This window comes from Bacillus sp. JJ1609 (assembly GCF_036967045.1).
Taxonomy (GTDB): domain Bacteria; phylum Bacillota; class Bacilli; order Bacillales; family Cytobacillaceae; genus Mesobacillus.
The window spans coordinates 1-23,598 of record NZ_JBALSS010000006.1; the positions used below are offsets into that span (position 1 = coordinate 1).

The 23,598-nt window shown below is 46.1% G+C and carries 23 protein-coding genes and 1 riboswitch; of the genes, 19 read left to right on the forward strand and 4 right to left on the reverse strand.

Features of this window, described 5'->3' with window-relative positions; translation table 11 throughout:
• Window positions 1-219 precede the first annotated feature (219 nt).
• Both V7654_RS04655 and V7654_RS04660 read right to left on the reverse strand, forming a co-directional pair.
• Complete coding sequence (locus tag V7654_RS04655) at window positions 220-555, reverse strand: NIPSNAP family protein (protein ID WP_335429665.1); 336 nt, start codon at window positions 553-555, stop codon at window positions 220-222.
• A 20-nt stretch (window positions 556-575) separates the two neighbouring features.
• A complete protein-coding gene (locus tag V7654_RS04660) occupies window positions 576-1,349 on the reverse strand; it encodes a DeoR/GlpR family DNA-binding transcription regulator (protein ID WP_335428870.1) in 774 nt (257 codons plus the stop codon).
• A gap of 280 nt (window positions 1,350-1,629) precedes the next feature.
• Here V7654_RS04660 and V7654_RS04665 point away from each other — a divergent pair, with 280 nt between their 5' ends.
• The 14 genes from V7654_RS04665 to purD all read left to right on the forward strand — a co-directional run bounded on the left by V7654_RS04665 (window position 1,630) and on the right by purD (window position 16,275).
• Window positions 1,630-2,172 carry a DUF2179 domain-containing protein gene (locus V7654_RS04665; protein ID WP_335428874.1) on the forward strand — a complete coding sequence of 181 codons (543 nt, stop codon included), beginning with the start codon at window positions 1,630-1,632 and terminating at the stop codon, window positions 2,170-2,172.
• Complete coding sequence (locus V7654_RS04670; RefSeq protein ID WP_335428875.1) at window positions 2,169-2,375, forward strand: NETI motif-containing protein; 207 nt, start codon at window positions 2,169-2,171, stop codon at window positions 2,373-2,375. The genes V7654_RS04665 and V7654_RS04670 overlap by 4 nt, the downstream gene beginning before the upstream one ends.
• A gap of 147 nt (window positions 2,376-2,522) precedes the next feature.
• A riboswitch (purine riboswitch) is annotated at window positions 2,523-2,624 on the forward strand.
• A 142-nt stretch (window positions 2,625-2,766) separates the two neighbouring features.
• Complete coding sequence (gene purE, locus V7654_RS04675) at window positions 2,767-3,255, forward strand: 5-(carboxyamino)imidazole ribonucleotide mutase (RefSeq protein ID WP_335428876.1); 489 nt, start codon at window positions 2,767-2,769, stop codon at window positions 3,253-3,255.
• On the forward strand, window positions 3,242-4,402 hold the full coding sequence (gene purK / locus V7654_RS04680; protein WP_335428878.1) for a 5-(carboxyamino)imidazole ribonucleotide synthase: 1,161 nt from the start codon (window positions 3,242-3,244) through the stop codon (window positions 4,400-4,402). Before purE ends, purK begins: the two co-directional genes overlap by 14 nt.
• Window positions 4,399-5,691: an adenylosuccinate lyase gene (gene purB / locus V7654_RS04685; RefSeq protein ID WP_335428879.1), complete on the forward strand. Its 1,293-nt coding sequence runs from the start codon at window positions 4,399-4,401 to the stop codon at window positions 5,689-5,691. The genes purK and purB overlap by 4 nt, the downstream gene beginning before the upstream one ends.
• A 101-nt stretch (window positions 5,692-5,792) precedes the next feature.
• The gene (gene purC, locus V7654_RS04690) at window positions 5,793-6,512 is read left to right on the forward strand and encodes a phosphoribosylaminoimidazolesuccinocarboxamide synthase (protein WP_335428880.1); all 720 of its coding nucleotides are present in this window, start codon (window positions 5,793-5,795) and stop codon (window positions 6,510-6,512) included.
• Complete coding sequence (purS, locus tag V7654_RS04695) at window positions 6,505-6,759, forward strand: phosphoribosylformylglycinamidine synthase subunit PurS (RefSeq protein ID WP_335378201.1); 255 nt, start codon at window positions 6,505-6,507, stop codon at window positions 6,757-6,759. Before purC ends, purS begins: the two co-directional genes overlap by 8 nt.
• A complete protein-coding gene (gene purQ, locus V7654_RS04700; protein ID WP_335428881.1) occupies window positions 6,756-7,442 on the forward strand; it encodes a phosphoribosylformylglycinamidine synthase subunit PurQ in 687 nt (228 codons plus the stop codon). Before purS ends, purQ begins: the two co-directional genes overlap by 4 nt.
• A complete protein-coding gene (gene purL, locus V7654_RS04705) occupies window positions 7,426-9,642 on the forward strand; it encodes a phosphoribosylformylglycinamidine synthase subunit PurL (protein ID WP_335428882.1) in 2,217 nt (738 codons plus the stop codon). The genes purQ and purL overlap by 17 nt, the downstream gene beginning before the upstream one ends.
• Window positions 9,627-11,039 (forward strand): amidophosphoribosyltransferase, encoded by a 1,413-nt coding sequence (gene purF / locus V7654_RS04710; protein WP_335428884.1) that lies wholly within the window; start codon window positions 9,627-9,629, stop codon window positions 11,037-11,039. The genes purL and purF overlap by 16 nt, the downstream gene beginning before the upstream one ends.
• A 292-nt stretch (window positions 11,040-11,331) precedes the next feature.
• Window positions 11,332-12,375 carry a phosphoribosylformylglycinamidine cyclo-ligase gene (gene purM / locus V7654_RS04715; protein ID WP_335428886.1) on the forward strand — a complete coding sequence of 348 codons (1,044 nt, stop codon included), beginning with the start codon at window positions 11,332-11,334 and terminating at the stop codon, window positions 12,373-12,375.
• Window positions 12,376-12,425: 50 nt separating this feature from the next.
• Window positions 12,426-13,028, forward strand: coding sequence for a phosphoribosylglycinamide formyltransferase (purN, locus tag V7654_RS04720; protein WP_335429666.1), 603 nt, complete (start codon window positions 12,426-12,428; stop codon window positions 13,026-13,028).
• The gene (gene purH, locus V7654_RS04725) at window positions 13,007-14,545 is read left to right on the forward strand and encodes a bifunctional phosphoribosylaminoimidazolecarboxamide formyltransferase/IMP cyclohydrolase (RefSeq protein ID WP_335428888.1); all 1,539 of its coding nucleotides are present in this window, start codon (window positions 13,007-13,009) and stop codon (window positions 14,543-14,545) included. Before purN ends, purH begins: the two co-directional genes overlap by 22 nt.
• Before the next feature lie 467 nt (window positions 14,546-15,012).
• Window positions 15,013-16,275 (forward strand): phosphoribosylamine--glycine ligase, encoded by a 1,263-nt coding sequence (gene purD, locus V7654_RS04730; RefSeq protein WP_335428891.1) that lies wholly within the window; start codon window positions 15,013-15,015, stop codon window positions 16,273-16,275.
• A gap of 65 nt (window positions 16,276-16,340) precedes the next feature.
• Here purD and V7654_RS04735 read toward each other — a convergent pair whose 3' ends face one another.
• Window positions 16,341-16,454, reverse strand: a complete 114-nt coding sequence (locus V7654_RS04735; RefSeq protein WP_335428893.1) for an EYxxD motif small membrane protein — start codon at window positions 16,452-16,454, stop codon at window positions 16,341-16,343.
• A 68-nt stretch (window positions 16,455-16,522) separates the two neighbouring features.
• Complete coding sequence (locus V7654_RS04740; protein WP_335428895.1) at window positions 16,523-16,795, reverse strand: YgaP family membrane protein; 273 nt, start codon at window positions 16,793-16,795, stop codon at window positions 16,523-16,525.
• 157 nt (window positions 16,796-16,952) lie between these two features.
• Here V7654_RS04740 and V7654_RS04745 point away from each other — a divergent pair, with 157 nt between their 5' ends.
• The 5 genes from V7654_RS04745 (at window position 16,953) to pcrA (ending at window position 23,522) form a co-directional block, all read left to right on the forward strand.
• Window positions 16,953-18,692, forward strand: a complete 1,740-nt coding sequence (locus tag V7654_RS04745) for an adenine deaminase C-terminal domain-containing protein (RefSeq protein ID WP_335428897.1) — start codon at window positions 16,953-16,955, stop codon at window positions 18,690-18,692.
• A 63-nt stretch (window positions 18,693-18,755) separates the two neighbouring features.
• Window positions 18,756-19,799 carry a DUF3048 domain-containing protein gene (locus V7654_RS04750; protein WP_335428898.1) on the forward strand — a complete coding sequence of 348 codons (1,044 nt, stop codon included), beginning with the start codon at window positions 18,756-18,758 and terminating at the stop codon, window positions 19,797-19,799.
• A gap of 74 nt (window positions 19,800-19,873) precedes the next feature.
• Window positions 19,874-20,191 carry a YerC/YecD family TrpR-related protein gene (locus V7654_RS04755; RefSeq protein WP_335428899.1) on the forward strand — a complete coding sequence of 106 codons (318 nt, stop codon included), beginning with the start codon at window positions 19,874-19,876 and terminating at the stop codon, window positions 20,189-20,191.
• A 271-nt stretch (window positions 20,192-20,462) separates the two neighbouring features.
• Window positions 20,463-21,152 carry a heptaprenylglyceryl phosphate synthase gene (locus tag V7654_RS04760; protein ID WP_335428900.1) on the forward strand — a complete coding sequence of 230 codons (690 nt, stop codon included), beginning with the start codon at window positions 20,463-20,465 and terminating at the stop codon, window positions 21,150-21,152.
• A gap of 132 nt (window positions 21,153-21,284) precedes the next feature.
• A complete protein-coding gene (gene pcrA, locus V7654_RS04765; protein WP_438825250.1) occupies window positions 21,285-23,522 on the forward strand; it encodes a DNA helicase PcrA in 2,238 nt (745 codons plus the stop codon).
• Window positions 23,523-23,598: the final 76 nt, after the last annotated feature.

Sequence of the window (23,598 nt, forward strand, 5' to 3'; positions counted from 1 at the left end):
TAATGGCTGTTCTTTTTTTTGTGTTTTTTAGCAAATGTAGTATAACAGCTGACACAATAGCTAAAATAATATTTTTAATAACTGAGCTTATCTTAGTTACGATTAGTTCTTTTGCTCTATGGGTTACTTCGCTTAGGTTATTTACTGTGGACATTGTTTCATTTTACGAAACAAAAAAAGGACCATTTCAGTCCTTTGTAAATTTAATAGCTATTCACTTTATAAAGTTGAAGTCAGCTTTTCATTTTTAACTTCGAAAATAAACTCTTTATATACGTGATCTCTGCCGCCATTTTCTTCATACCAATTTTTAATGCGGGAGACATGTTCTTTGTCGCCTCTGAGTCGCGCTTCTATTTCCAGGTACTCTTCATAGCTATCATATTCCCATATAGCAAATATCTCATTAGTAGACTCACTGTGAGGCAACATCCATCTTCCAACTAACCGTGATCCGTGTTTAAGTTGATTAGGCAGATTGATTTCATTAAAGAGCTTATTAAATGTAGCTGCGAATTCATTTTTGACAATGTAATGCTTTCTTCTGTAAAACAAACCTAACGCTCTCCCTTCAATCAATTCTTCTCGATTGCTGCTATTAATACTTCAACACCTTGCGCTTTTAACAGATCAACCTGTTCGCCGGTGGTTTCTTCATCGGTTATGATGATATTTAGTTTTTTTACTGGGTACATTCCGGAAAACATATCATTGCCTATTTTGAAATGCTCTACTAAAGCAACGACCTTTCTGGAATTGTTATAAACGGTTTTATGAAAAACTGCTACTTCCGGTGTCGCTGTGCTCAACCCTTTTGCAGAAAGGGCACCAGCAGTTGCGAAGCATAGGTCCACGGTAAATTGGCGGGCAAAATCGGTGGCTAAAGCATCTGTGATATTCCCTGAGTTTTTTACTTGGCCTCCTATGATATATGTTTGTATATTGTCAGAATTTCTGAGATGATAAGCGATTTCTACAGAGTTTGTCAGGACGGTAAATGGGATTTCCTTCGGCAGGTATTTAAGCATGACATAGTGTATCGCAGCCCCGCCAATGAAGACAGTCTGGTTATCCTTGATGTAAGAGACCGCCAGTTTAGCAATCGCGTTTTGATATTCGCTTCCTTCCCCGTAACGTATAGAGGGCGGCCGGGCCATCATTCTTACGTTGGTGACTGGTATAGCTCCGCCATGGGTTCTTTTTAAAAGACCTTGCTCTTCCATAATCGATAAGTCTCTTCTGATTGAATCAATCGACATCTCGAATTTACTTGCCAGATCCTTCGCCAAAACCCGGCCACTTTGCTCAAGCATCTTCAATATTTCTTGTCTTCTCTCATCTGAAAACATATTTTTCACCTCGACTGTTAAATTATGGTGCTTTTCTGTATTATTTCATGTTCATGCATGTTTAGTCAATAATTTATTCTTTTATATTCATGTTTATTCTGTTTTTATCCGTAATTAGTGGACAGCTCGTTTGCTGAAAAATAATAAAGTTTCAAAAATCGCTATAGAGGAAAACCTTTAAGAAAACAGATCTTTTTCGTTATTTTTATGAACTTCCTTTACAACCAGAATGATTAATGGGAACATTAATGCTTATTAGAAGATGTCTGGAGGTTTTTTTATGCTGGAGAATAGTTTTGTCATGGTTGCCATCATCTTAATAATCAATATTGTGTATGTGTCATTTTTTACGATCAGGATGATTCTGACGCTAAAGGGTCAGCGATATCTTGCTGCGGGGCTTAGTACGATTGAAGTCGTGATATATGTTGTCGGGCTTGGGCTGGTGCTCGAAAATTTGAATGAGATACAGAACCTGATTGCCTATGCAGTCGGTTATGGAATAGGTGTTATTGTTGGGATGAAGATTGAAGAGAAGCTGGCGCTTGGTTATATTACTATTAATGTGATTACTAAGGAGTATGATCTGGATCTTCCGAAGGTATTACGGGAAAAAGGATACGGTGTTACAGATTGGGCTGCTAATGGGCTGGAAGGAGATCGGATGGCGTTACAAATTCTAACGCCAAGGAAGTATGAGCTGAAATTGTACCAGACCATCAAGGAATTGGATCCGAAGGCATTTATCATTGCCTATGAACCTAAATCAATTCACGGCGGTTTTTGGGTTAAATCGGTACGGAAAGGGAAGTTGTTTTCATGAGCAAAGATACCAAAAAGAAAAGAATGTATGAAGTCGGCGAGAATGAATCAATCGATGAATGCCTTAATAGAATGAAAAAAGATGGATATGGTCCTGTTCGTAGGATGGAGAAGCCAATCTTTAAGGAAGTTGAGAAGAATGGCTCCGTCGATTACGAGCCAGCTGGAAGGCAGATTATCTTCGAAGCAAGGCCAGTAGAGTAAAAATGCATTGCTTTACCACATTAACGCACCGGGGGTCTGACCCCCAGTGCGTTAATGTGTTAAAGGCGAACAATTATATTAAAATCACTTTAAATGTTCGATTATTAATTGACAAGGGTTCGAAATAGTTGTTAATATGGAGTTGTTGATAGCGAATAGTTTTTCCCTCGTATAATAATGGGAATATGGCCCATGAGTCTCTACCTGGTTACCGTAAATGACCGGACTATGAGGGAAAGTAGTTTCGAAGTGAAGGGAACAGGAATCATATTCTTTTGAGTATCGATTTCTTTGCGCATGCACCCGGACAGACTACTTTCTCTTCTGTATGTAGAGGGAGTAATCTATCCGGGTTTTTTGTTTTGATACTCCACACAGGGAGGTTAGATAAATGAGTACATCTGTTGCAGTCATTATGGGGAGCAAATCGGATTGGGAAACAATGAAGCATGCGTGTGACATTCTGGATCAATTGGAGATTTCTTATATAAAGAAAGTGGTTTCAGCCCATCGTACGCCAGACTTAATGTTTGAGTTTGCAGAGGGTGCAAGAAAGGAAGGAATTAAGGTAATCATCGCTGGAGCAGGCGGTGCGGCCCATTTGCCAGGTATGGTTGCGGCAAAGACAACACTGCCGGTCATCGGGGTGCCTGTCCAGTCGAAGGCGTTGAATGGCCTTGACTCATTGCTTTCGATTGTCCAGATGCCGGGCGGTGTTCCGGTAGCAACGGTTGCAATCGGTAAAGCAGGCGCCACAAACGCTGGTCTTTTGGCGGCACAGATCCTTGGTGCTTTTGACAGCGATGCAGCTGATAAGCTCGAGAGGTTAAGGGAAGAAACAAAGATGTCGGTGATGGAAAGCAGTGATGAGCTTGCCTAAATTGATTTTACCAGGCCAGACAATCGGGATCATAGGCGGAGGCCAGCTTGGCAAAATGATGGCTCTGTCAGCAAAAGCGATGGGGTTTCGGGTAGCTGTGCTCGATCCGACAGAGGACTGCCCATGTGGTCAGGTGGCAGATGAGCAGATTGTCGGCGGCTATGATGATCTTGAAAAAATAAAGCAGCTTTCCGAAATCAGTAATGTCATCACCTATGAATTTGAGAACATCGATGCGGATGCGCTTGAATGGCTGAACAAAAATGCTTATGTACCGCAGGGTACTGAATTGCTGAAGGTTACTCAGGACAGGATAGAAGAGAAGCGACATATCCAGGAAGCTGGTGTAAGAGTAGCACCATATGCGGTCGTTACAAAGACAGTGGACGTTAGTGCAGGCATAAGTGAGCTTGGTTTGCCGGCAGTCCTTAAAACAGCAAGAGGCGGTTATGACGGCAAAGGACAGCTTGTAATCAGAGCGGCAGAGGATATCGCAATCGCTGAAACTCTTGTCAGTCAAGGACCTTGTGTTATGGAAAAATGGATTTCTTTTGAAAAAGAGATTTCGGTGATCATAACACGCAGCACTGCAGGTGAGACTACTGTTTTTCCAGTAGCGGAAAATATCCATAAAGACAATATCCTACATCAGACAATCGTGCCGGCTCGAATTAGCAAGCTGGCTGAAGAGAAGGCGGTTGAGGCAGCAAAACAGATTGCAACGGCCCTTGATTTGACTGGGACACTTGCTGTGGAGATGTTTTTGACCCAGGATGATGAGATTTACATAAATGAACTCGCACCGAGGCCGCATAACTCTGGGCATTACACGATTGAGGCGTGTGAAACCTCACAATTTGAGCAGCATGTCAGATCGGTTTGCGGCTGGCCGCTAGGCAGCACCAATTTGCTTAAACCAGCTGTGATGGTGAATATCCTTGGTGAGCACCAGCAGCCATTGCTAGACAGAATCACGGCATTACAGGATTGGAAAATCCACTTATACGGCAAGAAGGAAGCGAATCATAAACGGAAAATGGGGCATGTGACCCTTTTGCGAGAATCAGTAGAGAAGGCGCTGGATGAGGCTGAGCAGAGCGGCATCTGGGAAAGCGCGGCAGAATTGATTGGAGGACATAAGAGATGATAGATCGTTATACAAGACCTGAAATGGGAGCAATTTGGACTGAGGAGAACCGTTTTAAAGCATGGCTGGAGGTTGAGATCTTAGCATGTGAAGCGTGGTCTGAGATTGGAGATATCCCTAAGGAAGACGTTCAGAAAATCCGTGAAAAAGCGTCATTCGATATTGACCGGATTAAAGAGATCGAGGAAGAAACGCGCCATGATGTCGTGGCCTTCACAAGGGCTGTTTCAGAAACGCTTGGTGAAGAGCGCAAATGGGTTCATTACGGATTGACTTCTACGGATGTTGTTGATACAGCGTTATCGTATGTACTTAAGCAGGCTAATCAAATTTTACAAAAGGATCTTGAGAATTTCATAGAAATCCTGACGAACAAGGCAAAGGAACATAAGTACACCGTCATGATGGGGCGTACTCACGGTGTTCATGCTGAACCGACGACATTTGGCTTGAAGCTCGCTCTATGGTTAGAGGAAATGAAGCGCAACCTTGAGCGTTTTAAAATGGCAGCTTCTGATGTGGAGTTTGGCAAGATTTCCGGAGCGGTTGGAACGTATGCGAATATTGATCCGTTTGTGGAGTCTTACGTTTGTGAAAAGCTTAGCCTTCAGCCGGCACCGATTTCGACTCAGACACTGCAGCGTGACCGCCATGCATTTTACATGTCTTCACTGGCATTGATCGCGACTTCGATTGAAAAGTTCGCTGTTGAGATTCGCGGCCTGCAAAAGAGTGAAACAAGGGAAGTTGAGGAGTTTTTTGCTAAGGGTCAAAAGGGATCCTCTGCAATGCCTCATAAGCGTAACCCGATCGGCTCTGAAAATATGACAGGGTTGGCAAGGGTTATCCGCGGTTATATGACGACGGCTTATGAAAATGTGCCGCTATGGCATGAGCGCGATATCTCACATTCATCTGCTGAGAGAATCATTCTTCCGGATGCGACGATTGCCTTGAATTATATGCTGAACCGCTTTGGCAACATCGTTAAAAATCTAACGGTTTATCCAGAGAACATGAAGCGCAATATGGACCGTACGCTTGGCTTGATTTACTCACAGCGTGTGCTGCTTGCCTTGATTGACAAGGGCATGTCCCGCGAGGAAGCATACGATACAGTCCAGCCACGTGCGATGGAAGCATGGGAAAAGCAAGTACAATTCCGCAGCCTGATTGAAAGTGACGAGAAAATCGCTGGTCTTTTAAGTGAAGCGGAAATCGATGATTGCTTTGATTATCACTACCATATCAAGCATGTTGATATGATTTTTGAACGGTTGGGGTTATAAGTTCGACTATCTGACAAACCATATGGGCGAGGTAATACCTTGCCCTTCTTTTAAAAAGAAGTGACTGAAGATTGCTAATTATCTCAATCGGAGGCGTTGAAATGGAAAAGCAAGCACTGTTATATGAGGGTAAAGCAAAGCGGATTTACGCTACTGATGAAGCAGAGGTTGTAAGGGTTCAGTATAAGGATTCTGCTACGGCATTCAATGGCGAGAAAAAGGCTGAGATTATTGGCAAAGGCCGACTGAATAACGAGATTACTAGTTTACTATTCTTAAAGCTTAGTGAAGCGGGAATCCAATCGCATTTTATCGAAAAAATCTCTGAGAATGGGCAGTTGGTAAAACGAGTGAATATCATTCCACTTGAAGTGGTGGTAAGGAATTTCGCTGCTGGCAGTTTTTCAAAAAGGCTTGGGGTGGAAGAAGGACAGAAGCTTTCAAGGCCGATTGTTGAGTTTTACCTGAAGGATGATGCGCTGGGAGATCCGCTCATTACCGATGATCATGTCGATGTGCTGAATCTCGCGTCTGTAGAAGAAGTAGCTGAGCTTAAGGATGCGGCTTTGAAAATCAACGAAGTGCTTGGCGGATTTTTCGCAGAGATTGGCGTGACTTTAATCGATTTTAAGCTGGAGTTCGGGAAGGACGCTGAAGGCAAGATTTTACTGGCTGATGAGATTTCGCCTGACACCTGTAGGCTTTGGGATATGGAAACACAGCAGAAGCTTGATAAGGATGTATTCCGCCGAGATTTAGGGAATCTGACAGATGCTTATGAGACTATTTTAACGAGATTGGGAGGACAACTGCATGTTTAAAGTAAAGGTGTATGTCACGTTAAGGGAAAGTGTTTTGGATCCACAGGGAACGGCTGTCAAAAATGCGCTGGCAACGCACGGCTACGAAGGCATTCAGGATGTCCGGATTGGCAAGTACATGGAACTGACTTTGGATGAGAGCGTGAAGGATGTAGACGCTGCGGTTAAGGAAATGTGTGAGCGCCTGCTGGCGAATACAGTAATTGAAGATTACAGGTATGAAGTCGAGGAGGTTGTTGCACAGTGAAATTTGCGGTGATCGTATTTCCGGGTTCGAACTGTGACATCGACATGTACCATGCAGTAAAGGATGAGCTTGGTGAAGAGGCTGAGTATGTCTGGCATGACGCGGAAAGTCTTGAAGACTATGACGCTGTGCTTTTACCAGGGGGATTTTCATACGGAGACTATTTAAGATCTGGCGCGATTGCGCAGTTCAGCAATGTCATGAAAGAAGTTGTAAAGGCTGCTGAAGCGGGAAAGCCTGTGCTTGGCGTCTGCAACGGATTTCAGATTTTACTAGAGGCAGGATTGCTGCCAGGGGCGATGCGCCGAAATGATAGCATGAAGTTCATCTGCAAGCAGGTCGAGCTTAAGGTTGAAAATAACGAAACAATGTTTTCGGCTGGCTATGAAAAAGACGAAGTCATCAGGATTCCGGTTGCGCATGGTGAAGGCAACTATTATTGTGATGAGCAGACTTTAGCTAGCTTAAAGGAAAATAACCAGATTGTGTTCACATACCATGGCGAAAATCCGAACGGAAGTCTTGAAAATATTGCTGGGATCATCAACGAGAGCGGAAATGTCCTTGGCATGATGCCTCATCCAGAACGTGCAGTCGATGAGCTGCTTGGCGGCGCAGACGGTCTGCAGCTATTCCGATCAATCGTCAAACAATGGAGGGAAGCAAATGCGGTTAATGCTTGAACCAAGTCCACAGCAAATTAAAGAGGATAAAATCTATCAAGAAATGGGGCTTTCAGATAGCGAGTTTGCTTCTGTTGAAAAAATCCTTGGGCGCCTGCCTAATTACACAGAGACCGGATTGTTCTCGGTTATGTGGTCAGAGCACTGCAGCTACAAGAACTCGAAGCCTGTTCTGAAAAAGTTCCCTGTCACTGGCGAGCGTGTTTTACAGGGGCCAGGCGAAGGCGCGGGAATCGTGGATATCGGCGATGGCCAGGCGGTCGTTTTTAAGATCGAAAGCCATAACCATCCTTCTGCGATTGAACCTTACCAGGGTGCCGCTACAGGTGTCGGCGGAATTATCCGCGACGTTTTTTCAATGGGAGCAAGGCCAATTGCATTGCTGAATTCTCTCCGCTTTGGCGAGCTTGATTCGCCGCGCGTGAAATATTTGTTTGAACAGGTTGTTGCCGGGATTGCTGGATACGGAAACTGCATCGGCATTCCGACGGTTGGCGGCGAGGTCCAATTTGACGGTGCTTATGAAGGGAATCCTCTTGTAAACGCGATGTGCGTTGGGCTGATCAACCATGAGGATATCAAGAAGGGCCAGGCGCATGGTGTCGGAAATACGGTCATGTATGTTGGTGCGAAAACAGGCCGCGACGGAATCCATGGTGCGACTTTCGCGTCTGAGGAATTGAATGAGTCATCCGAAGATAAGCGTCCTGCTGTTCAGGTCGGAGATCCTTTTATGGAAAAATTGCTGCTTGAAGCGTGCCTGGAGCTTGTGAAAAATGATGCGCTTGTTGGCATCCAGGACATGGGTGCCGCTGGACTGACAAGTTCGTCTGCTGAAATGGCGAGCAAGGCAGGTTCTGGTATCGAAATGAACCTTGATTTAGTGCCGCAGCGTGAAACAGGCATGACGGCTTATGAGATGATGCTGTCTGAATCCCAGGAGCGAATGCTGATTGTCGTTGAAAAAGGGCGTGAACAGGAAATCATCGATCTATTTTCTAAGTATGAGCTTGAAGCGGTTGCGATCGGGAAAGTGACGGATGACAAGATGCTTCGTCTTTTACATAAAGGGGAAGTCGTTGCCGATGTTCCAGCCGATGCGCTTGCTGAGGAAGCGCCTGTTTATTACAAGCCTTCTAGTGATGCAGCTTACTTCCGTGAGTTCCAGTCGATGAAAAATGAGATTCCTAACGTCGAAAACTATGAAGCTACTTTGTTGGATTTGTTACAGCAGCCGACTATTGCGAGCAAAGAGTGGGTTTACGACCAATATGATCATATGGTGCGCACAAGCACGGTTGTTTCACCTGGTTCGGATGCAGCCGTCGTAAGAATTCGCGGAACGGAAAAGGGTCTGGCAATGACGACGGACTGCAACTCTCGCTATATCTATCTTGATCCGGAGACAGGCGGGAAAATCGCTGTCGCTGAAGCGGCGCGTAATATAGTTTGCTCTGGCGGAGAACCACTGGCGATTACCGATTGCTTGAACTTCGGTAACCCTGAAAAGCCGGAGATCTTCTGGCAGTTTGAAAAAGCGGTTGATGGCATGAGTCAAGCGTGCACGACGCTTGGAACACCTGTTATTGGCGGGAACGTTAGCTTGTATAACGAAACGAATGGAACTGCTGTTTATCCGACACCTGTTGTTGGGATGGTCGGTTTGGTAGAGAATTTGCAGCATGTTACTACGCAGCATTTTAAAAATGCAGGAGATTTGATTTATCTATTGGGCGAAACGAAGGATGAGTTCGGCGGCAGTGAGCTGCAGAAGCTTGTCCACGGACGCATTTTTGGAAAGGCGCCTGAGCTTGATTTAGACGTGGAAGCAAGCTATCAGGGACAAATTTTAATAGCAATCAAGAACGGCATTGTAGCATCAGCGCATGATGTCGCGGAAGGCGGAGTAGCGGTTGCTCTTGCTGAGTCGGTGATCGGCAGCAAGGAGCTTGGAGCTGTGGTTGAACTAGAAGGAAATGCTGTATCGGCATTGTTCAGCGAATCGCAGTCCAGGTTTATTTTATCGATAAAACCTGAGCATCAAATTGAGTTTGAAAGTTTAACAGATGCGGTGCTGATTGGAAAAGTGGTTGATGCGCCAGTTTTAAAGATCGATGTTAACGGCGAGAACGTGATCAATCAAGATACAACTGGGCTGAAGAAGGCCTGGAAAGGAGCCATCCCATGCTTGCTGAACTAAAAGGCTTGAATGAGGAATGCGGCGTTTTTGGAATTTGGGGACATACCGAGGCAGCACAAATCACTTATTACGGACTTCATAGCCTGCAGCATCGCGGCCAGGAGGGCACTGGCATCGTTGTGACCGATGGCCAGCAGCTTAAGGTAAAGAAGGGTGAAGGGCTTGTGAATGAGATTTTCACCGCTGATGTGATGGAAGAGCTTCAGGGGGTTGGCGCGATCGGTCATGTGCGCTATGCGACTGCGGGAGGAGGCGGCTATGAGAATGTTCAGCCACTCCTGTTCCAATCGCAAAGCGGCGGCCTGGCGCTTGCCCATAATGGCAATCTCGTAAATGCTGATGCGCTGCGGAATCAGCTTGAGGCACAGGGGAGTATTTTTCAAACAAGCTCCGATACCGAGGTTCTTGCCCATTTAGTCAAGCGCGGCGGCTTCAGCCAACTTAAGGATCGGGTGAAAAATGCGCTTCCGATGCTGAAGGGTGCTTATGCGTTTTTGATCATGACGGAAACGGAAATGATGGTGGCGCTTGATCCGCATGGCCTGCGTCCGCTGTCATTAGGGAAGCTTGGCGATGCATATGTAGTAGCTTCTGAGACTTGTGCGTTTGATATTGTCGGCGCTGAGTTTGTCAGGGACGTCCTTCCTGGAGAATTGCTGATTATCGACGCTGATGGTCTCCATTCTGAAATCTATTCTATGAATTCAACTACTGCCATCTGTACGATGGAATATATATATTTTTCACGACCGGATAGCAACATTCATGGAATCAACGTTCATACTGCCAGGAAAAATCTTGGCAAGCAGCTGGCTGTAGAAGTGCCGATTGAAGCAGACGTTGTTACCGGGGTTCCGGACTCGAGTATATCTGCAGCAATCGGTTATGCCGAGGAATCAGGCATTCCTTATGAGATGGGCTTGATCAAGAACCGTTATGTCGGCCGGACCTTCATCCAGCCATCCCAGTCATTGAGGGAGCAGGGCGTTAAAATGAAGCTTTCACCGGTTCGCGGCGTCGTTGAAGGTAAGCGTGTCATCATGGTTGATGATTCGATTGTGCGTGGAACAACTAGCCGTAGGATTGTTAACATGCTGAAGGAAGCGGGCGCGACTGAAGTTCATGTTGTTATTAGCTCGCCGCCAATTCAGAATCCTTGTTTTTACGGGATAGATACTTCCACTCGTGAGGAATTGATTGCGTCAGATCATTCAGTTGAAGAGATTCGGGAGTTGATTGGTGCGGATTCGCTTACGTTTTTAAGCGTTGAGGGAATGCTCGAGGCAATCGGCCGCAATGAACCGGGAGAGACGCGCGGGCAGTGCCTGGCTTGTTTTACAGGAAAGTACCCGACAGAAATTTATCCTTCGGCGACTCCTGCTGGGCAGAAGTGCTGATTTTGTTTTTCCATATATAGGATGACGGCACGATTATGCGGGAGTTCCGGGAGAATAACAACGTTTTTCGAGCAATTATGACGGTGATTCGGGAGAATAGGACTGTGTTTTGGGAGAATAGGATCGATGATTGGAAAATTGCATTCAATGATGGTACCAATACCTTAAATTAGAGTGCAATTACACCACGTAAGCGAGGAAATCTGCCAATCAGGATGCAATTACACAGAATGATGGTGTACAAATATCAGGAAATTTTTTATGAAAAACAGCCAAATCGGAGGTAGTGAACATGGCAAACGCGTATAAGCAGGCTGGTGTGGATATTGAGGCTGGGTATGAGGCGGTTGAGCGAATCAAAAAGCATGTGAAGCGGACGGTAAGGCCGGGTGTGATGGGGGCCCTGGGCGGTTTTGGCGGGATGTTCGACCTTTCCAGCCTTGGTCTGAAGGAGCCTGTGCTCGTTTCAGGTACGGATGGCGTCGGCACGAAGCTTATGCTGGCCTTTATGATGGACCGTCATGATACAATTGGCATCGATGCCGTGGCGATGTGCGTGAACGACATCGTCGTCCAGGGAGCCGAGCCATTATATTTCCTGGATTACATTGCATGCGGCAAGGCCCAGCCTGAAAAGATCGAGGCGATTGTAAAAGGGATTGCCGATGGCTGCGAGCAGGCCGGCTGTGCGCTTGTTGGCGGGGAAACTGCGGAAATGCCAGGCATGTACTCTCCTGAAGAATACGATTTGGCTGGTTTCGCGGTTGGTGCCTGCGAGAAGTCAGATATTATTACCGGTGCTGGAATCAAAGCGGGCGATGTATTGATCGGTCTCGCATCAAGCGGTATCCACAGCAACGGTTATTCGCTTGTCCGCAAGGTATTTCTTGAACAAGCTGGCTTGGAGTTAGACCACTATGTTGAGGCGCTTGGCTGTACACTTGGCGAGGAGCTTTTAAAGCCAACGCGCATTTATGTAAAATCGGTACTTGCCGCGTTGAAGCAGTTTGACATTAAGGGACTTGCCCATATAACTGGCGGCGGTTTTATTGAAAATATTCCAAGGATGCTTCCTGAAGGATTGGGTGCCGACATTGAGGAAGGCAGCTGGGAAATCCCGCAGGTATTTAAAACATTGGAGTCAATTGGCGGACTTGAGCGCCAGGATATGTACAACATTTTTAATATGGGTATTGGCATGGTCGCTGCTGTTGACCCTGAGGTTGCGCCTGAAGTGGTTCGTTTATTTAATGAAAATGGGGAAATGGCTTCGGTAATTGGTACGGTGACAGGAACTGAAGGGATTCGTATAAAAATGGCTGGTGGCTTGATATGATGTGGGGGAAATTGCGTTCAGCTGCAGACCAGCCTGATGAGAAGCAAACGATGAAGAAAATCGCTGTTTTCGCATCAGGAAGCGGGAGCAATTTTCAGGCAATCGGTGTCGCTGTCCAGGCTGGCATCCTGAATGCTGAAATTAGCCTGCTCGTGTGCGACAAGCCGGGTGTGTTTGTGGTGGATCGTGCTGAAATGCTGGGGATACCGAGCCTGGTTATTAACCCGAAGTGGTTTCGGTCAAAGGAAGCATATGAGACTAAGATTTTACAAAAACTAAACAGTCTTGGCGTCGAGTTTGTGGTGCTTGCAGGCTATATGCGGCTCGTCGGACCGACGCTGCTGCAGGCATTTGAAGGGAGGATCGTCAACATCCATCCTTCACTGTTGCCCGCGTTTCCTGGGAAGGACGCAATCGGGCAGGCGCTTGAAGCGGGAGTCGGGAAAACAGGTGTGACGATCCATTTCGTCGATGAGGGAATGGACACAGGCCCAATTATCGCGAGGGCAACAGTCGCCATCGAGGGCGAAGAGACAAGAGAATCACTTCAGAAGAAAATACAGCGGATTGAACACAGCCTGTATCCAGAAGTTTTGGAACAGCTGCTGAACGGAAAAGAGGAGGCAGTACAATGGGAAAAAAGCGTGCACTGATCAGTGTTTCAGATAAGAACGGAATTGTTGAGCTAGCGAGGGAATTAGTCGGACTTGGTTTTGAAATCGTTTCGACTGGCGGCACAAAGAAAGCTCTTCAGGATGGCGGGGTTCCTGTGATCGGGATCAGCGATGTTACTGGTTTTCCTGAAATTCTTGAAGGCCGTGTGAAGACCCTTCATCCAAAAATCCATGGCGGATTGCTTGCGAAATACAGTGACCCTGGGCATCAGAACCAGCTGGCTGACAATGAAATCGAGAAAATCGAACTGGTATGTGTGAACCTTTATCCTTTTAAAGAAACAATTTCAAAGCCTGGTGTTACGCCTGAAGATGCGATCGAGAATATCGACATCGGCGGACCTGCGATGCTGCGCGCTTCCGCTAAAAATCATCAATACATAACGGTTCTTGTTGACCCGGCTGATTATCAGCAGGTCATCGAAGAATACAAAAGCAATAACGAAACGACGCTTGACACACGTCGCAGGCTTGCAGCAAAAGTATTCCGCCACACAGCTGCTTATGATTCGCTGATTGCGGAATATATGACGAATCTGGCAGGTGAAGAGCAGCCGGAAAAAATGACAGTGACCTATGAGTTGAAGCAAAATCTGCGTTACGGCGAGAATCCGCACCAGAAAGCAGCGTTCTACCAGAAGCCGCTTGGTTCCGCATTTTCGGTCGCGGCTGCGGAACAGCTTCATGGAAAAGAACTTTCTTATAACAATATTAATGATGCAAATGCTGCTTTGCAGATCGTGAAGGAATTTTCCGAACCGGCTGCGGTTGCGGTTAAGCATATGAATCCGTGCGGAGTTGGGACCGGGAAGGATGTTTTGGATGCTTTTGGCAAGGCGTTCGAAGCGGATCCTGTGTCCATTTTCGGAGGAATCATTGCGTTAAATCGCGAGGTAGACGGAGAAACTGCACGCAAGCTGTATGAAATCTTCCTTGAAATCATCATTGCCCCTTCTTTTAGCGAGGAAGCTTTGGAAATTTTAACGGCTAAGAAAAATCTTCGATTGTTGAAAGTGCCTTTTGAGGGCGAGATGGCGAAGGAAACTGCGTTAACTTCAATCGAGGGCGGAATGCTGGTTCAGGAACAGGATGCGTTTGGCTTTGAAGATGCTGAGATTTCCGTGCCGACAAAGCGTGAGCCGACTGAGGATGAGTGGGCAGCATTGAAGCTTGGCTGGAAAGTCGTCAAGCATGTGAAATCGAATGCGATTGTTGTTTCAGATAAGGATTCTACTTTAGGAATCGGCGCCGGCCAGATGAACCGCGTAGGTGCGGCTAAAATCGCCCTTGAACAGGCTGGCGGGAAAGCTGAGGGTGCAGCACTTGCTTCCGATGCATTCTTCCCAATGGACGATACCGTTGAAGCTGCGGCAAAAGCAGGAATCACTGCGATTATCCAGCCTGGCGGATCGGTACGTGATGCTGATTCGATTAAGAAGGCGGATGAATACGGCATTGCGATGGTATTTACTGGAGTAAGGCATTTTAGGCATTAAGGTTAGCAGCAGTTGGCCAGGTAGGGAATGGCTGACTGGTTAAAAATGAAGTCCAGCTTGTGAAAAGTTGCATCCAACTGGTTAAATATTCTCAACTGGTGAAAAATTGACTTCAACTGGTGAAATATTGCATCCAACTGGCGAAAAAACGATTTCAACTGGTGAATTATTATATCCAACTGGTGAAAAAACGATTTCAACGTGTGATATAGATTAAAACTGGTATTAAAACGAGGTCAACTGGTATTATATTGTGCTCAACTGGTATTAAACGCAATCCAACTGGTATTAAATGCAGTTCATCAATGGAAAATTAATATTTGTTGAAACAAATCACTATATTGCTCATTTAAAACGACCAATTTACGATTTCAATCGAAATGAAGATCAGAAAAAAGCAATTCAAATTGTCAAAAACGATTTTTAACTATGATATAGGTCTAGAGGGAATAACGGAGGTGCGGGGAATGAAGGTTCTTGTGGTTGGCAGAGGCGGCCGGGAGCATGCGATTTGCCGGAAGGTCAGCGAGAGTACGCTTGTATCAGAGGTTTTTGCGGCTCCGGGCAATCCGGGGATGATGGACTGCGCATCGCTTGTGAATATCAATGAAAATCAGCTGGATGAGCTTGTTTCTTTTGCGAAGGATAACGAAATTGGCCTGACCATCATTGGGCCTGAGGTTCCATTGCTTGATGGGTTGGCCGACCGATTCATTGAGGAAGGCCTGAAGGTTTTCGGTCCTCAAAAGGCAGCGGCTGTCATCGAGGGCAGCAAGTCGTTCGCGAAGGATCTCATGAAAAAATACAGTATTCCGACAGCGGAATACCAGGTTTTCACTGAGTATGCAGAAGCAAAAGCCTATTTGGATAAAATCGGAGCCCCGATTGTGATCAAGGCAGACGGGCTGGCGGCTGGCAAGGGCGTGGTCGTGGCGATGACTCAGCAAGAGGCGGAAAATGCGCTCCAGGATATGTTACTGAACGAAAAGTTTGGCGAGGCGTCGGCAAGTGTGGTCATGGAGCAATTTTTAACAGGGGAAGAGTTTTCACTGATGGCATTTGTGAACGGTGAAACGGTGATCCCACTGGAAATCGCGCAGGATCATAAGCGTGCGTTTGATGGCGACAAGGGGCCGAACACTGGCGGAATGGGCGCTTATTCACCAGTACCGCATATTCGCAAGGAAACAGTCGAAGAAGCTGTGCAAAACGTGCTGTTACCAGCGGCGCGCGCGATGGTTCAGGAAGGCCGGAGTTTTACCGGTATCCTTTATGCCGGGCTGATTGAAACCGCGGATGGACCAAAAGTGATCGAATTTAATGCTCGCTTTGGCGATCCGGAAACACAGGTGATTTTGCCGAGGATGAAGTCTGATCTGGCTGAGGTCGTGCTTGAGGTGCTGGATGGGAACTCTCCGCAGATTGAGTGGCATGAGGAAGCGATGGTCGGAGTAGTCGTGGCGGCAAATGGCTATCCCGAGGAGTACGAGAAGGGTGCGGTCCTCGAGGGATTAGAAAACATGTCGCAAGTTTTCCATGCTGGCACGGCAAGGAACGAAGAAGGACAGTTTATAACAAACGGAGGCCGGGTACTGCTTGTCGGTGCAAAAGCGGCTTCACTAAAAGAAGCGCAGCAAAAAGTATATGCTGAGCTTGAAAAACTGGACTGCCCGGAGAGCTTTTACCGGAAGGACATTGGCAGCAAGGCTATTAGTCGCGTTACCGTATAATCCAGCAGTAAAGCTGCTATTGGGAAAGCTTCTAATTTTTATCCAGCAGCTAAGAAATGCTGAGTTTATCTGGCGCGTCTCTTATTAACTCCGCGGGTGTAAACGAGCAGCAGGGCAATGATGCTTCCGACTAATGCGATCCATACGAAGCTCATGTCCGTCACGTATTCCCAAAACATAGTATCATCTCCTTTATTGAGCCCCCAGGATTGGGGGCTTTTGTTTTTCTCAGTGATCCGGTAGAGTGTCAGCTCGGATTATAGGGAATCCATCCTTCGCCATCACCGGTTTCAGCGTTGTTTTGCTCCATCATATCCTGGCCTTTTTCATAGACGGCAGTAAGCGGGCAGTAGCGGACGATGCCTTCGCCGACTTTCATTGCTCCCAGCATAGCCATGAAGATATATGAGTCTTTCCATGGGCGTTTCACCATTTTTGAAGTGGACCAGGCGAGGATTGTAAGTCCCATCGTGATTCTGACCAGTGCGTTAATGATTCCAATGTTCGGGCGTACATTCATTTATTCATCGCTCCTTTGTGAAGTTTTTTACAATTAATTTGAAATTCTTTAGTGCGTTAAACAGCGAAATATGTTACCATAGAAAACAATAATGAAAGGGCTTTCTTTTATTGAGATTTAATAATTTTTTTATATATAGAGAAAAGGGGAACATGGTATGGAACAACGTTATCGATGGAAAAACAAACAATTGCGCGACCATGCTGCTGTATTAGACGGCACCCTTTCACCGACAATCTTGCTGAAGAATGCGACTTATTTGAATCAGACTTTCCGCAAATGGATGACTGCGAACATTTGGATTTACAAGGACCGGATTGTGTATGTTGGTGAAAATCTGCCTGAGAATACAAAACAGTGCGAAATAGTTGATTGCAGCGGAAAGAAGCTTGTGCCGGGTTATATTGAACCGCACGCCCATCCGTTTCAACTTTATAATCCCCATTCTTTTGCTGCCTATGCATCTCAGACTGGGACGACCACAATGATCAGCGATAATATGGTACTCGCTTTACAATTAGGTAAAAAGAAAGCGTTTACTTTTATCAACGAGCTGAACAATAATCCTGTCACGATGTATTGGTGGTGCCGGTTTGATGCACAGACGGAAATCCAGCATGAGGAAGATGTGTTTTCAAACAGCAATGTCCGGGCCTGGCTTGAGCATGAGAATGTCGTGCAGGGGGGCGAGCTGACCTGCTGGCCGAAGCTGATGAACGGGGATGACATGATTCTTCACTGGATGCAGGAAACAAAGCGTCTTCATAAGAAAATCGAAGGGCATTTTCCGGGCGCTTCTGAAAAAACGCTCGCAAAAATGATGCTTTTTGGGGCGGATTGTGATCATGAAGCAATGACTGGCGAGGAAGTCAGGAGGAGGCTGATGCAGGGCTATATGGTGAGCTTAAGGCATTCTTCTATCCGTCCTGACCTGCCAAAGCTGCTGGATGAAATCCATGAGCTGGATATTGCGGTTTATGACCGTTTTATGATGACGACAGACGGGGCGTCTACTGCTTTTTATGAAAATGGTGTTATTGACGAGTTGATCAGGATTGCGATTGAAAAGGGCGTTCCCGTTATTGATGCTTACAATATGGCGACAATCAATGTGGCTCGATATTACAATTTTGAGCATCTGCATGGGAACATTGCGACAGGCCGGATTGCGAACATCAACATTTTAAGTGATGAGCTTGAACCTACTCCGGTTTCAGTGCTGGCAAAGGGTCAGTGGGTGAAGCGTAACGGAGAGGCAATCGAAGTGACAAGCGAACTGGATTGGTCCGAATTAGGGTTTGATCCGTTAAAAATTGATTGGGAGCTGACGCTTGATGACATGCAATTCTCGATGCCATTTGGCATTAAAATGGAGAATTCGGTCATTACAAAACCATATTCAATTTCAATCGATGTGTCTGGAGATGAATTAGCCTCAAGTCATGATGAGTGCTTTTTCATGCTGATTGACCGGAATGGCGAGTGGCGGATCAATACGATTTTAAAAGGCTTTGCGACTGAATTGCAGGGACTTGCGAGTTCTTTCTCCAATACAGGTGACATTATCCTGATTGGCAACAGCAAGCAGGATATGATGGCTGCTTTTAACCGGATGAAGGAGCTTGGCGGCGGAATTGTTGCCTGCGAGGATGGAGTGCCTGTAAGGGAAATTCCGTTAAGACTGCAGGGTATCATGTCCAGCCATCCAGTAGGGGAGCTGATGGCGGAAGAAAAGAAGCTGCTGGAATATCTGAAGGAAAAGGGCTATAAGTTTGCGGACCCGATTTATTCATTATTGTTCTTCTCATCGACGCATTTGCCGTATATCCGAATCACGCAGCGGGGCATCTATGACGTCATGAAAAAAACGGTACTCTTTCCAACGATAATGCGTTAAAATGTAAAAGTACATCAAGACATTTACAGCCATGAGAACAGGGAGTTCACAGGGGTGGCGAGAATGATGAAAAAATGGATCGCTGTAACTGCGGCTATGATGATCCTTCTAGCCGGGTGCAGCAGTAAAGAGACAAAGACAGATAAAGATGCAGCGGAACAACATAAAGAAAAAGAAGTTGAAGACGTTGTCAAAGAAGCAGAGAAGCTTCCATATCAATTCCCGCTGACGGGAATTGGCACAAAAGAGGAGCCAGCCGGCAGAGCTATTGCGGTGGTGGTCAATAACCATCCGAAAGCAAGACCGCAGTCGGGTCTTAATAAAGCGGATCTCATCTATGAGGTTTTGGCTGAAGGGGAAGTAACAAGGCTGATTGCGATTTACCAAAGTGAACACCCTGAGAAGGTTGGACCCATCCGAAGTGCGAGGGAGTATTTTATCGACCTGGCTTTAGGATATGACAGCTTTTTTGTAGCCCATGGCTATAGTCCTGAAGCGAAGGAAATGCTCGATCGCGGGGACATCGACAACATCAACGGCATCCAGTATGACGGTTCTCTTTTTAAGAGGGCAAGCTTTCGCAAGGCCCCGCACAATTCATATATCACATATGAGAATATGATAAAAGGTGCTGAAAAAAGAGACTACGATATGGATGCGGCACCGGCTTCTGCTGCTTTTTTAAGCAAGGAAGAATTCGATGGGCTTGAAGGTGCAGCAGCCAAGGATATCATGGTATCCTACGGAACGCCAGCATTCGATTTGATTTATGAATACGATGCTGAAGCCGGGAAGTATCATCGTTTTTCAGGAAATGAAGAAACGGCTGATCTCGATTCAAAAGAACCGGTGCTGATTGATAATCTTCTCGTAGTGCAAATGAATCACAACATCGTAGATTCAGCTGGCCGCAGGGAGATTGATTTGGAATCAGGCGGTACTGGTTATCTGTTCCAAAAAGGCAAAGTCAATGAGATACAATGGAAAAATGAAGCTGGCAGGATTATTCCTTATAAGGATGGGGAAAAAGCTGGTTTCGTTCCCGGGAAAACATGGATTAACATCGTCCCATCAATCAGCGATGTCTCATTCGACTCTGAACAATAAGGCGATGTTCGCGGAGTAAAAACAAAGCGGAAACAGCCAAAATAAAAATAAGAGAATATAAGGGGTATGACTATATGCAAATTGATAAATTAAGAGGTAAAGAATTAGATCAACTTTTCAAGGCGATTTTATCGCTAAAAGATCTCGACGAAGCGTATCGCTTCTTTGATGATTTGGCGACAGTGAACGAAATCCAGTCACTGGCACAGCGCCTCGAAGTTGCCCGCATGCTTCGCGAGGGCAAGACCTACCATAAAATCGAGACAGAAACAGGTGCAAGCACAGCAACGATCTCCAGGGTCAAGCGCTGCTTGAACTATGGCAACGACGCTTATGAATTGGCATTGGACAGATTGAAAGAAGAAGAGAACGCAGCGAAGGAACAGGCTTAGGTCCTGGGATTTAAAAACTGAACAATTGCAGGAACCGAGGTCCAGTGTGGCTTCGGTTTTTTGGTTTGTGTAAGAGATGGCTAGTTAGGAATATATCGAAAAGTTAGGAAAAAACGACGGAAAGTTAGGAATAAAACGCGAAAGTTAGAATAAAAGTTCTTCTCCTATTTAATCTGTTAAATTGCCCCATTAACCTGATGTTTCCTTTTTGTCTGGAGAGAACAAATGCTATAATGGTGGAATGGAAATATAGAATGGGGGCAATTCAAGGATGTACGATGTTCGCGAGTGGCGACATGTGTTTAAACTCGATCCAAATAAAGAAATAACTGATGAAGAACTTGATAGAATCTGCGAGTCTGGAACCGACGCGATCATGGTAGGAGGGACCGATGGTGTCACTCTTGAAGGAGTCCTTGATTTAATGTCCCGAGTCCGCCGTTACACGGTTCCATGCATTCTCGAAGTTTCGACTATCGATTCTATCACACCGGGATTCGATTTTTACTTTATCCCGACGGTGCTCAACAGCGGCAATCCGCAGTGGATTACCGGGATGCATCACGAAGCAGTGAAGGAATACGGCGATTTGATGGATTGGGATGAGGTTATGATGGAAGGCTATTGCATCCTGAATCCAGAATGCAAGGCTGCAAGGCTCACCGATGCCAAGACAGAATTGGATATTGAAGACGTTAGAGCCTATGCGATGATGGCCGAAAAGATGTTCAACCTGCCAATCTTCTATTTAGAATACAGCGGCACATATGGCGACCCAGAGCTCGTCAAAGCAGCAAAAGACGCACTGGAAAAGACCGTTCTCTTTTACGGAGGCGGAATCGAAACAGCACAGCAGGCAGCCGAAATGGCCGCCCACGCCGACGTAATCGTCGTAGGAAATGTAGTCTACAGCAACCTCGAAGAAGCACTCAAAACAGTAGCAGCCACTTCAGTACGTTAAAGCGCTGGGGGTCAGACCCCCGGTGCGGTGATGCGGTGAAGTAGTGGGGGTCTGACCCCCAGTGAGGTAGTGCGTTAATGTGTGTGATTGTCTACTAGGTGTTTTTGATATAAGATAAGAACAAATGTTTGTATGGTGGTGAGGAATGTGCAATTTTTGACGGATAAATTATTGAATGGTTTGAACCCGGAGCAGCAGAAGGCTGTCAAGACATTGGACGGGCCATTATTGTTGATGGCTGGTGCGGGCAGTGGTAAGACGAGAGTATTGACTCACAGGATTGGGTATTTAATGGTGGAAAAAGGGGTAAATCCTTATAACATCCTTGCGATTACGTTTACGAATAAAGCAGCGCGCGAAATGCGCGAGAGAATCCAAAAGATGATGGGAGGCGCGGCAGACGATATCTGGATTTCGACGTTCCACTCGATGTGTGTTCGTATTTTGCGAAGAGACATCGATCGTCTTGGCTTCAACCGCAACTTCACGATTCTTGATACGACTGACCAGCAGTCTGTTATCAAATCGATTTTGAAAGACAAGAACATGGATCCGAAGAAATTCGATCCGCGTGCGATTCTTGGAACGATCAGCTCAGCGAAAAACGAATTGATCACCCCAGAGGAATACGCGAAAACAGCTGGCGATTACTTCTCACAGAAGGTCAGCGATGTGTATGAAGAGTATCAGCGCAGGCTGCGCAAAAACCAGGCTCTCGATTTCGATGACCTGATCATGACAACGATAACGTTATTCATGCGTGTACCTGAAGTGCTTGAATTCTATCAGCGCAAGTTCCAGTATATCCATGTCGATGAGTATCAGGATACGAACAGGGCGCAATATATGCTTGTAAAATTACTGGCCCAGCGTTTTCAGAATCTTTGCGTTGTCGGTGACTCTGATCAGTCAATTTATCGCTGGCGCGGAGCTGATATTGCTAACATCCTTTCATTCGAAAAGGATTACCCGAATGCGTCTGTTATTTTACTAGAGCAAAACTACCGTTCTACAAAGAAGATTCTTTTAGCGGCTAATATGGTGATCCAGAACAATATGAACCGTAAGCCGAAGAACCTTTGGACGGAAAACGCTGAAGGAAACAAAATTATGTACTATCGCGCGGACAGCGAACAGGGTGAAGCCCAGTTTGTCATCGGCAGAATTCAGGAGCTCCTGAGGAACGGCCGCAAGCTGTCTGACATTGCAATTTTATACAGAACGAACGCCCAGTCGCGTGTAATCGAGGAATCATTCCTGAAGTCAAATATTGATTACAACATTGTCGGCGGCATCAAGTTCTATGACAGAAAAGAAATCAAGGATGTCCTTGCGTACCTTCGTTTGATTTCAAACCCTGATGATGATATCAGTCTGCAGAGGGTCATCAATGTGCCGAAGCGCGCGATCGGCTCAACTTCGATTGATAAAATCGCCAACTTCGCAACGATGCACGATATGTCCATGTATCAGGCGCTTGAGACGATTGAAATGATCGGTCTCAGCCCGAAAGCCGAAAAAGCAGCGATTGAGTTCCGCAATCTGATCAGGAACTATACTCATCAGCAGGAGTATCTGTCTGTTACCGAGCTTGTTGAGGAAGTCCTTGATAAATCTGGTTACCGTGAAATGCTTAAGGCTGAAAAATCAATTGAAAGCCAGAGCCGACTTGAGAACTTGGATGAATTTTTAACTGTTACAAAGAGCTTTGAAGAAAGCAGTGAAGATAAAACCCTAGTCGCGTTCCTGACAGACTTGGCGCTGGTCGCTGATATTGATCGTCTTGATGATGACGGACAAAAGAAGACGGATGTTGTCACCCTGATGACGCTCCACTCAGCAAAAGGCCTTGAATTCCCAGTCGTTTTCTTGATCGGGATGGAAGAGGGAGTATTCCCGCACAGCCGCTCATTGATGGAAGAGATGGAGATGGAGGAAGAACGCCGTCTTGCATATGTGGGAATTACACGTGCTGAGGAAGAGTTGTTCATTACGAATGCCCAGATGCGTACCTTGTTTGGACGTACGAATATGAATCCAGAATCAAGGTTCATCAAGGAAATCCCGGCTGAATTGGTCGAGGACGCTGCTCCGAAACCAAAGAGAGCAGCGCCATTAAGCGGCGGCAGACCAGCAGCAAGACCGGCAATCCCGCAGCGAGGTGCTGTTGCCCGTCCAGTCGCAGCAACAAGCGGCGGCGAGGAAATCGGCTGGAAGGTTGGAGACAAAGCGCAGCACGGCAAGTGGGGAACAGGCACAGTTGTCAGTGTAAAAGGTTCTGGCGAAGGATTGGAGCTGGATATCGCGTTCCCAAGCCCAACAGGAATCAAACGACTGCTGGCAAAATTTGCACCGATTACAAAAGCGTAGGCTTTATCATTCTTACAATTAATTTACTGTCTAGCTCCAGCGCCTAGCCCCTCGAGACGCTTCGGTCCTGCCAATG

What these genes read in the sequence shown, in the direction of transcription:
- V7654_RS04660 (WP_335428870.1), bottom strand. Translation starts at nt 1,349, where the DNA reads ATGTTTTCAGATGAGAGAAGACAAGAAATATTGAAGATGCTTGAGCAA.
- purD (WP_335428891.1), top strand. Translation starts at nt 15,013, where the DNA reads ATGAAGGTTCTTGTGGTTGGCAGAGGCGGCCGGGAGCATGCGATTTGC.
- purH (WP_335428888.1), top strand. Translation starts at nt 13,007, where the DNA reads ATGGGAAAAAAGCGTGCACTGATCAGTGTTTCAGATAAGAACGGAATT.
- purK (WP_335428878.1), top strand. Translation starts at nt 3,242, where the DNA reads ATGAGCTTGCCTAAATTGATTTTACCAGGCCAGACAATCGGGATCATA.
- purL (WP_335428882.1), top strand. Translation starts at nt 7,426, where the DNA reads ATGCGGTTAATGCTTGAACCAAGTCCACAGCAAATTAAAGAGGATAAA.
- purS (WP_335378201.1), top strand. Translation starts at nt 6,505, where the DNA reads ATGTTTAAAGTAAAGGTGTATGTCACGTTAAGGGAAAGTGTTTTGGAT.
- V7654_RS04750 (WP_335428898.1), top strand. Translation starts at nt 18,756, where the DNA reads ATGATGAAAAAATGGATCGCTGTAACTGCGGCTATGATGATCCTTCTA.
- V7654_RS04735 (WP_335428893.1), bottom strand. Translation starts at nt 16,454, where the DNA reads ATGTTTTGGGAATACGTGACGGACATGAGCTTCGTATGGATCGCATTA.
- purF (WP_335428884.1), top strand. Translation starts at nt 9,627, where the DNA reads ATGCTTGCTGAACTAAAAGGCTTGAATGAGGAATGCGGCGTTTTTGGA.
- purE (WP_335428876.1), top strand. Translation starts at nt 2,767, where the DNA reads ATGAGTACATCTGTTGCAGTCATTATGGGGAGCAAATCGGATTGGGAA.
- purM (WP_335428886.1), top strand. Translation starts at nt 11,332, where the DNA reads ATGGCAAACGCGTATAAGCAGGCTGGTGTGGATATTGAGGCTGGGTAT.
- V7654_RS04745 (WP_335428897.1), top strand. Translation starts at nt 16,953, where the DNA reads ATGGAACAACGTTATCGATGGAAAAACAAACAATTGCGCGACCATGCT.
- pcrA (WP_438825250.1), top strand. Translation starts at nt 21,285, where the DNA reads ATGGTGGTGAGGAATGTGCAATTTTTGACGGATAAATTATTGAATGGT.
- V7654_RS04760 (WP_335428900.1), top strand. Translation starts at nt 20,463, where the DNA reads ATGTACGATGTTCGCGAGTGGCGACATGTGTTTAAACTCGATCCAAAT.
- purC (WP_335428880.1), top strand. Translation starts at nt 5,793, where the DNA reads ATGGAAAAGCAAGCACTGTTATATGAGGGTAAAGCAAAGCGGATTTAC.
- purN (WP_335429666.1), top strand. Translation starts at nt 12,426, where the DNA reads ATGAAGAAAATCGCTGTTTTCGCATCAGGAAGCGGGAGCAATTTTCAG.
- purB (WP_335428879.1), top strand. Translation starts at nt 4,399, where the DNA reads ATGATAGATCGTTATACAAGACCTGAAATGGGAGCAATTTGGACTGAG.
- V7654_RS04670 (WP_335428875.1), top strand. Translation starts at nt 2,169, where the DNA reads ATGAGCAAAGATACCAAAAAGAAAAGAATGTATGAAGTCGGCGAGAAT.
- V7654_RS04755 (WP_335428899.1), top strand. Translation starts at nt 19,874, where the DNA reads ATGCAAATTGATAAATTAAGAGGTAAAGAATTAGATCAACTTTTCAAG.
- V7654_RS04740 (WP_335428895.1), bottom strand. Translation starts at nt 16,795, where the DNA reads ATGAATGTACGCCCGAACATTGGAATCATTAACGCACTGGTCAGAATC.
- V7654_RS04665 (WP_335428874.1), top strand. Translation starts at nt 1,630, where the DNA reads ATGCTGGAGAATAGTTTTGTCATGGTTGCCATCATCTTAATAATCAAT.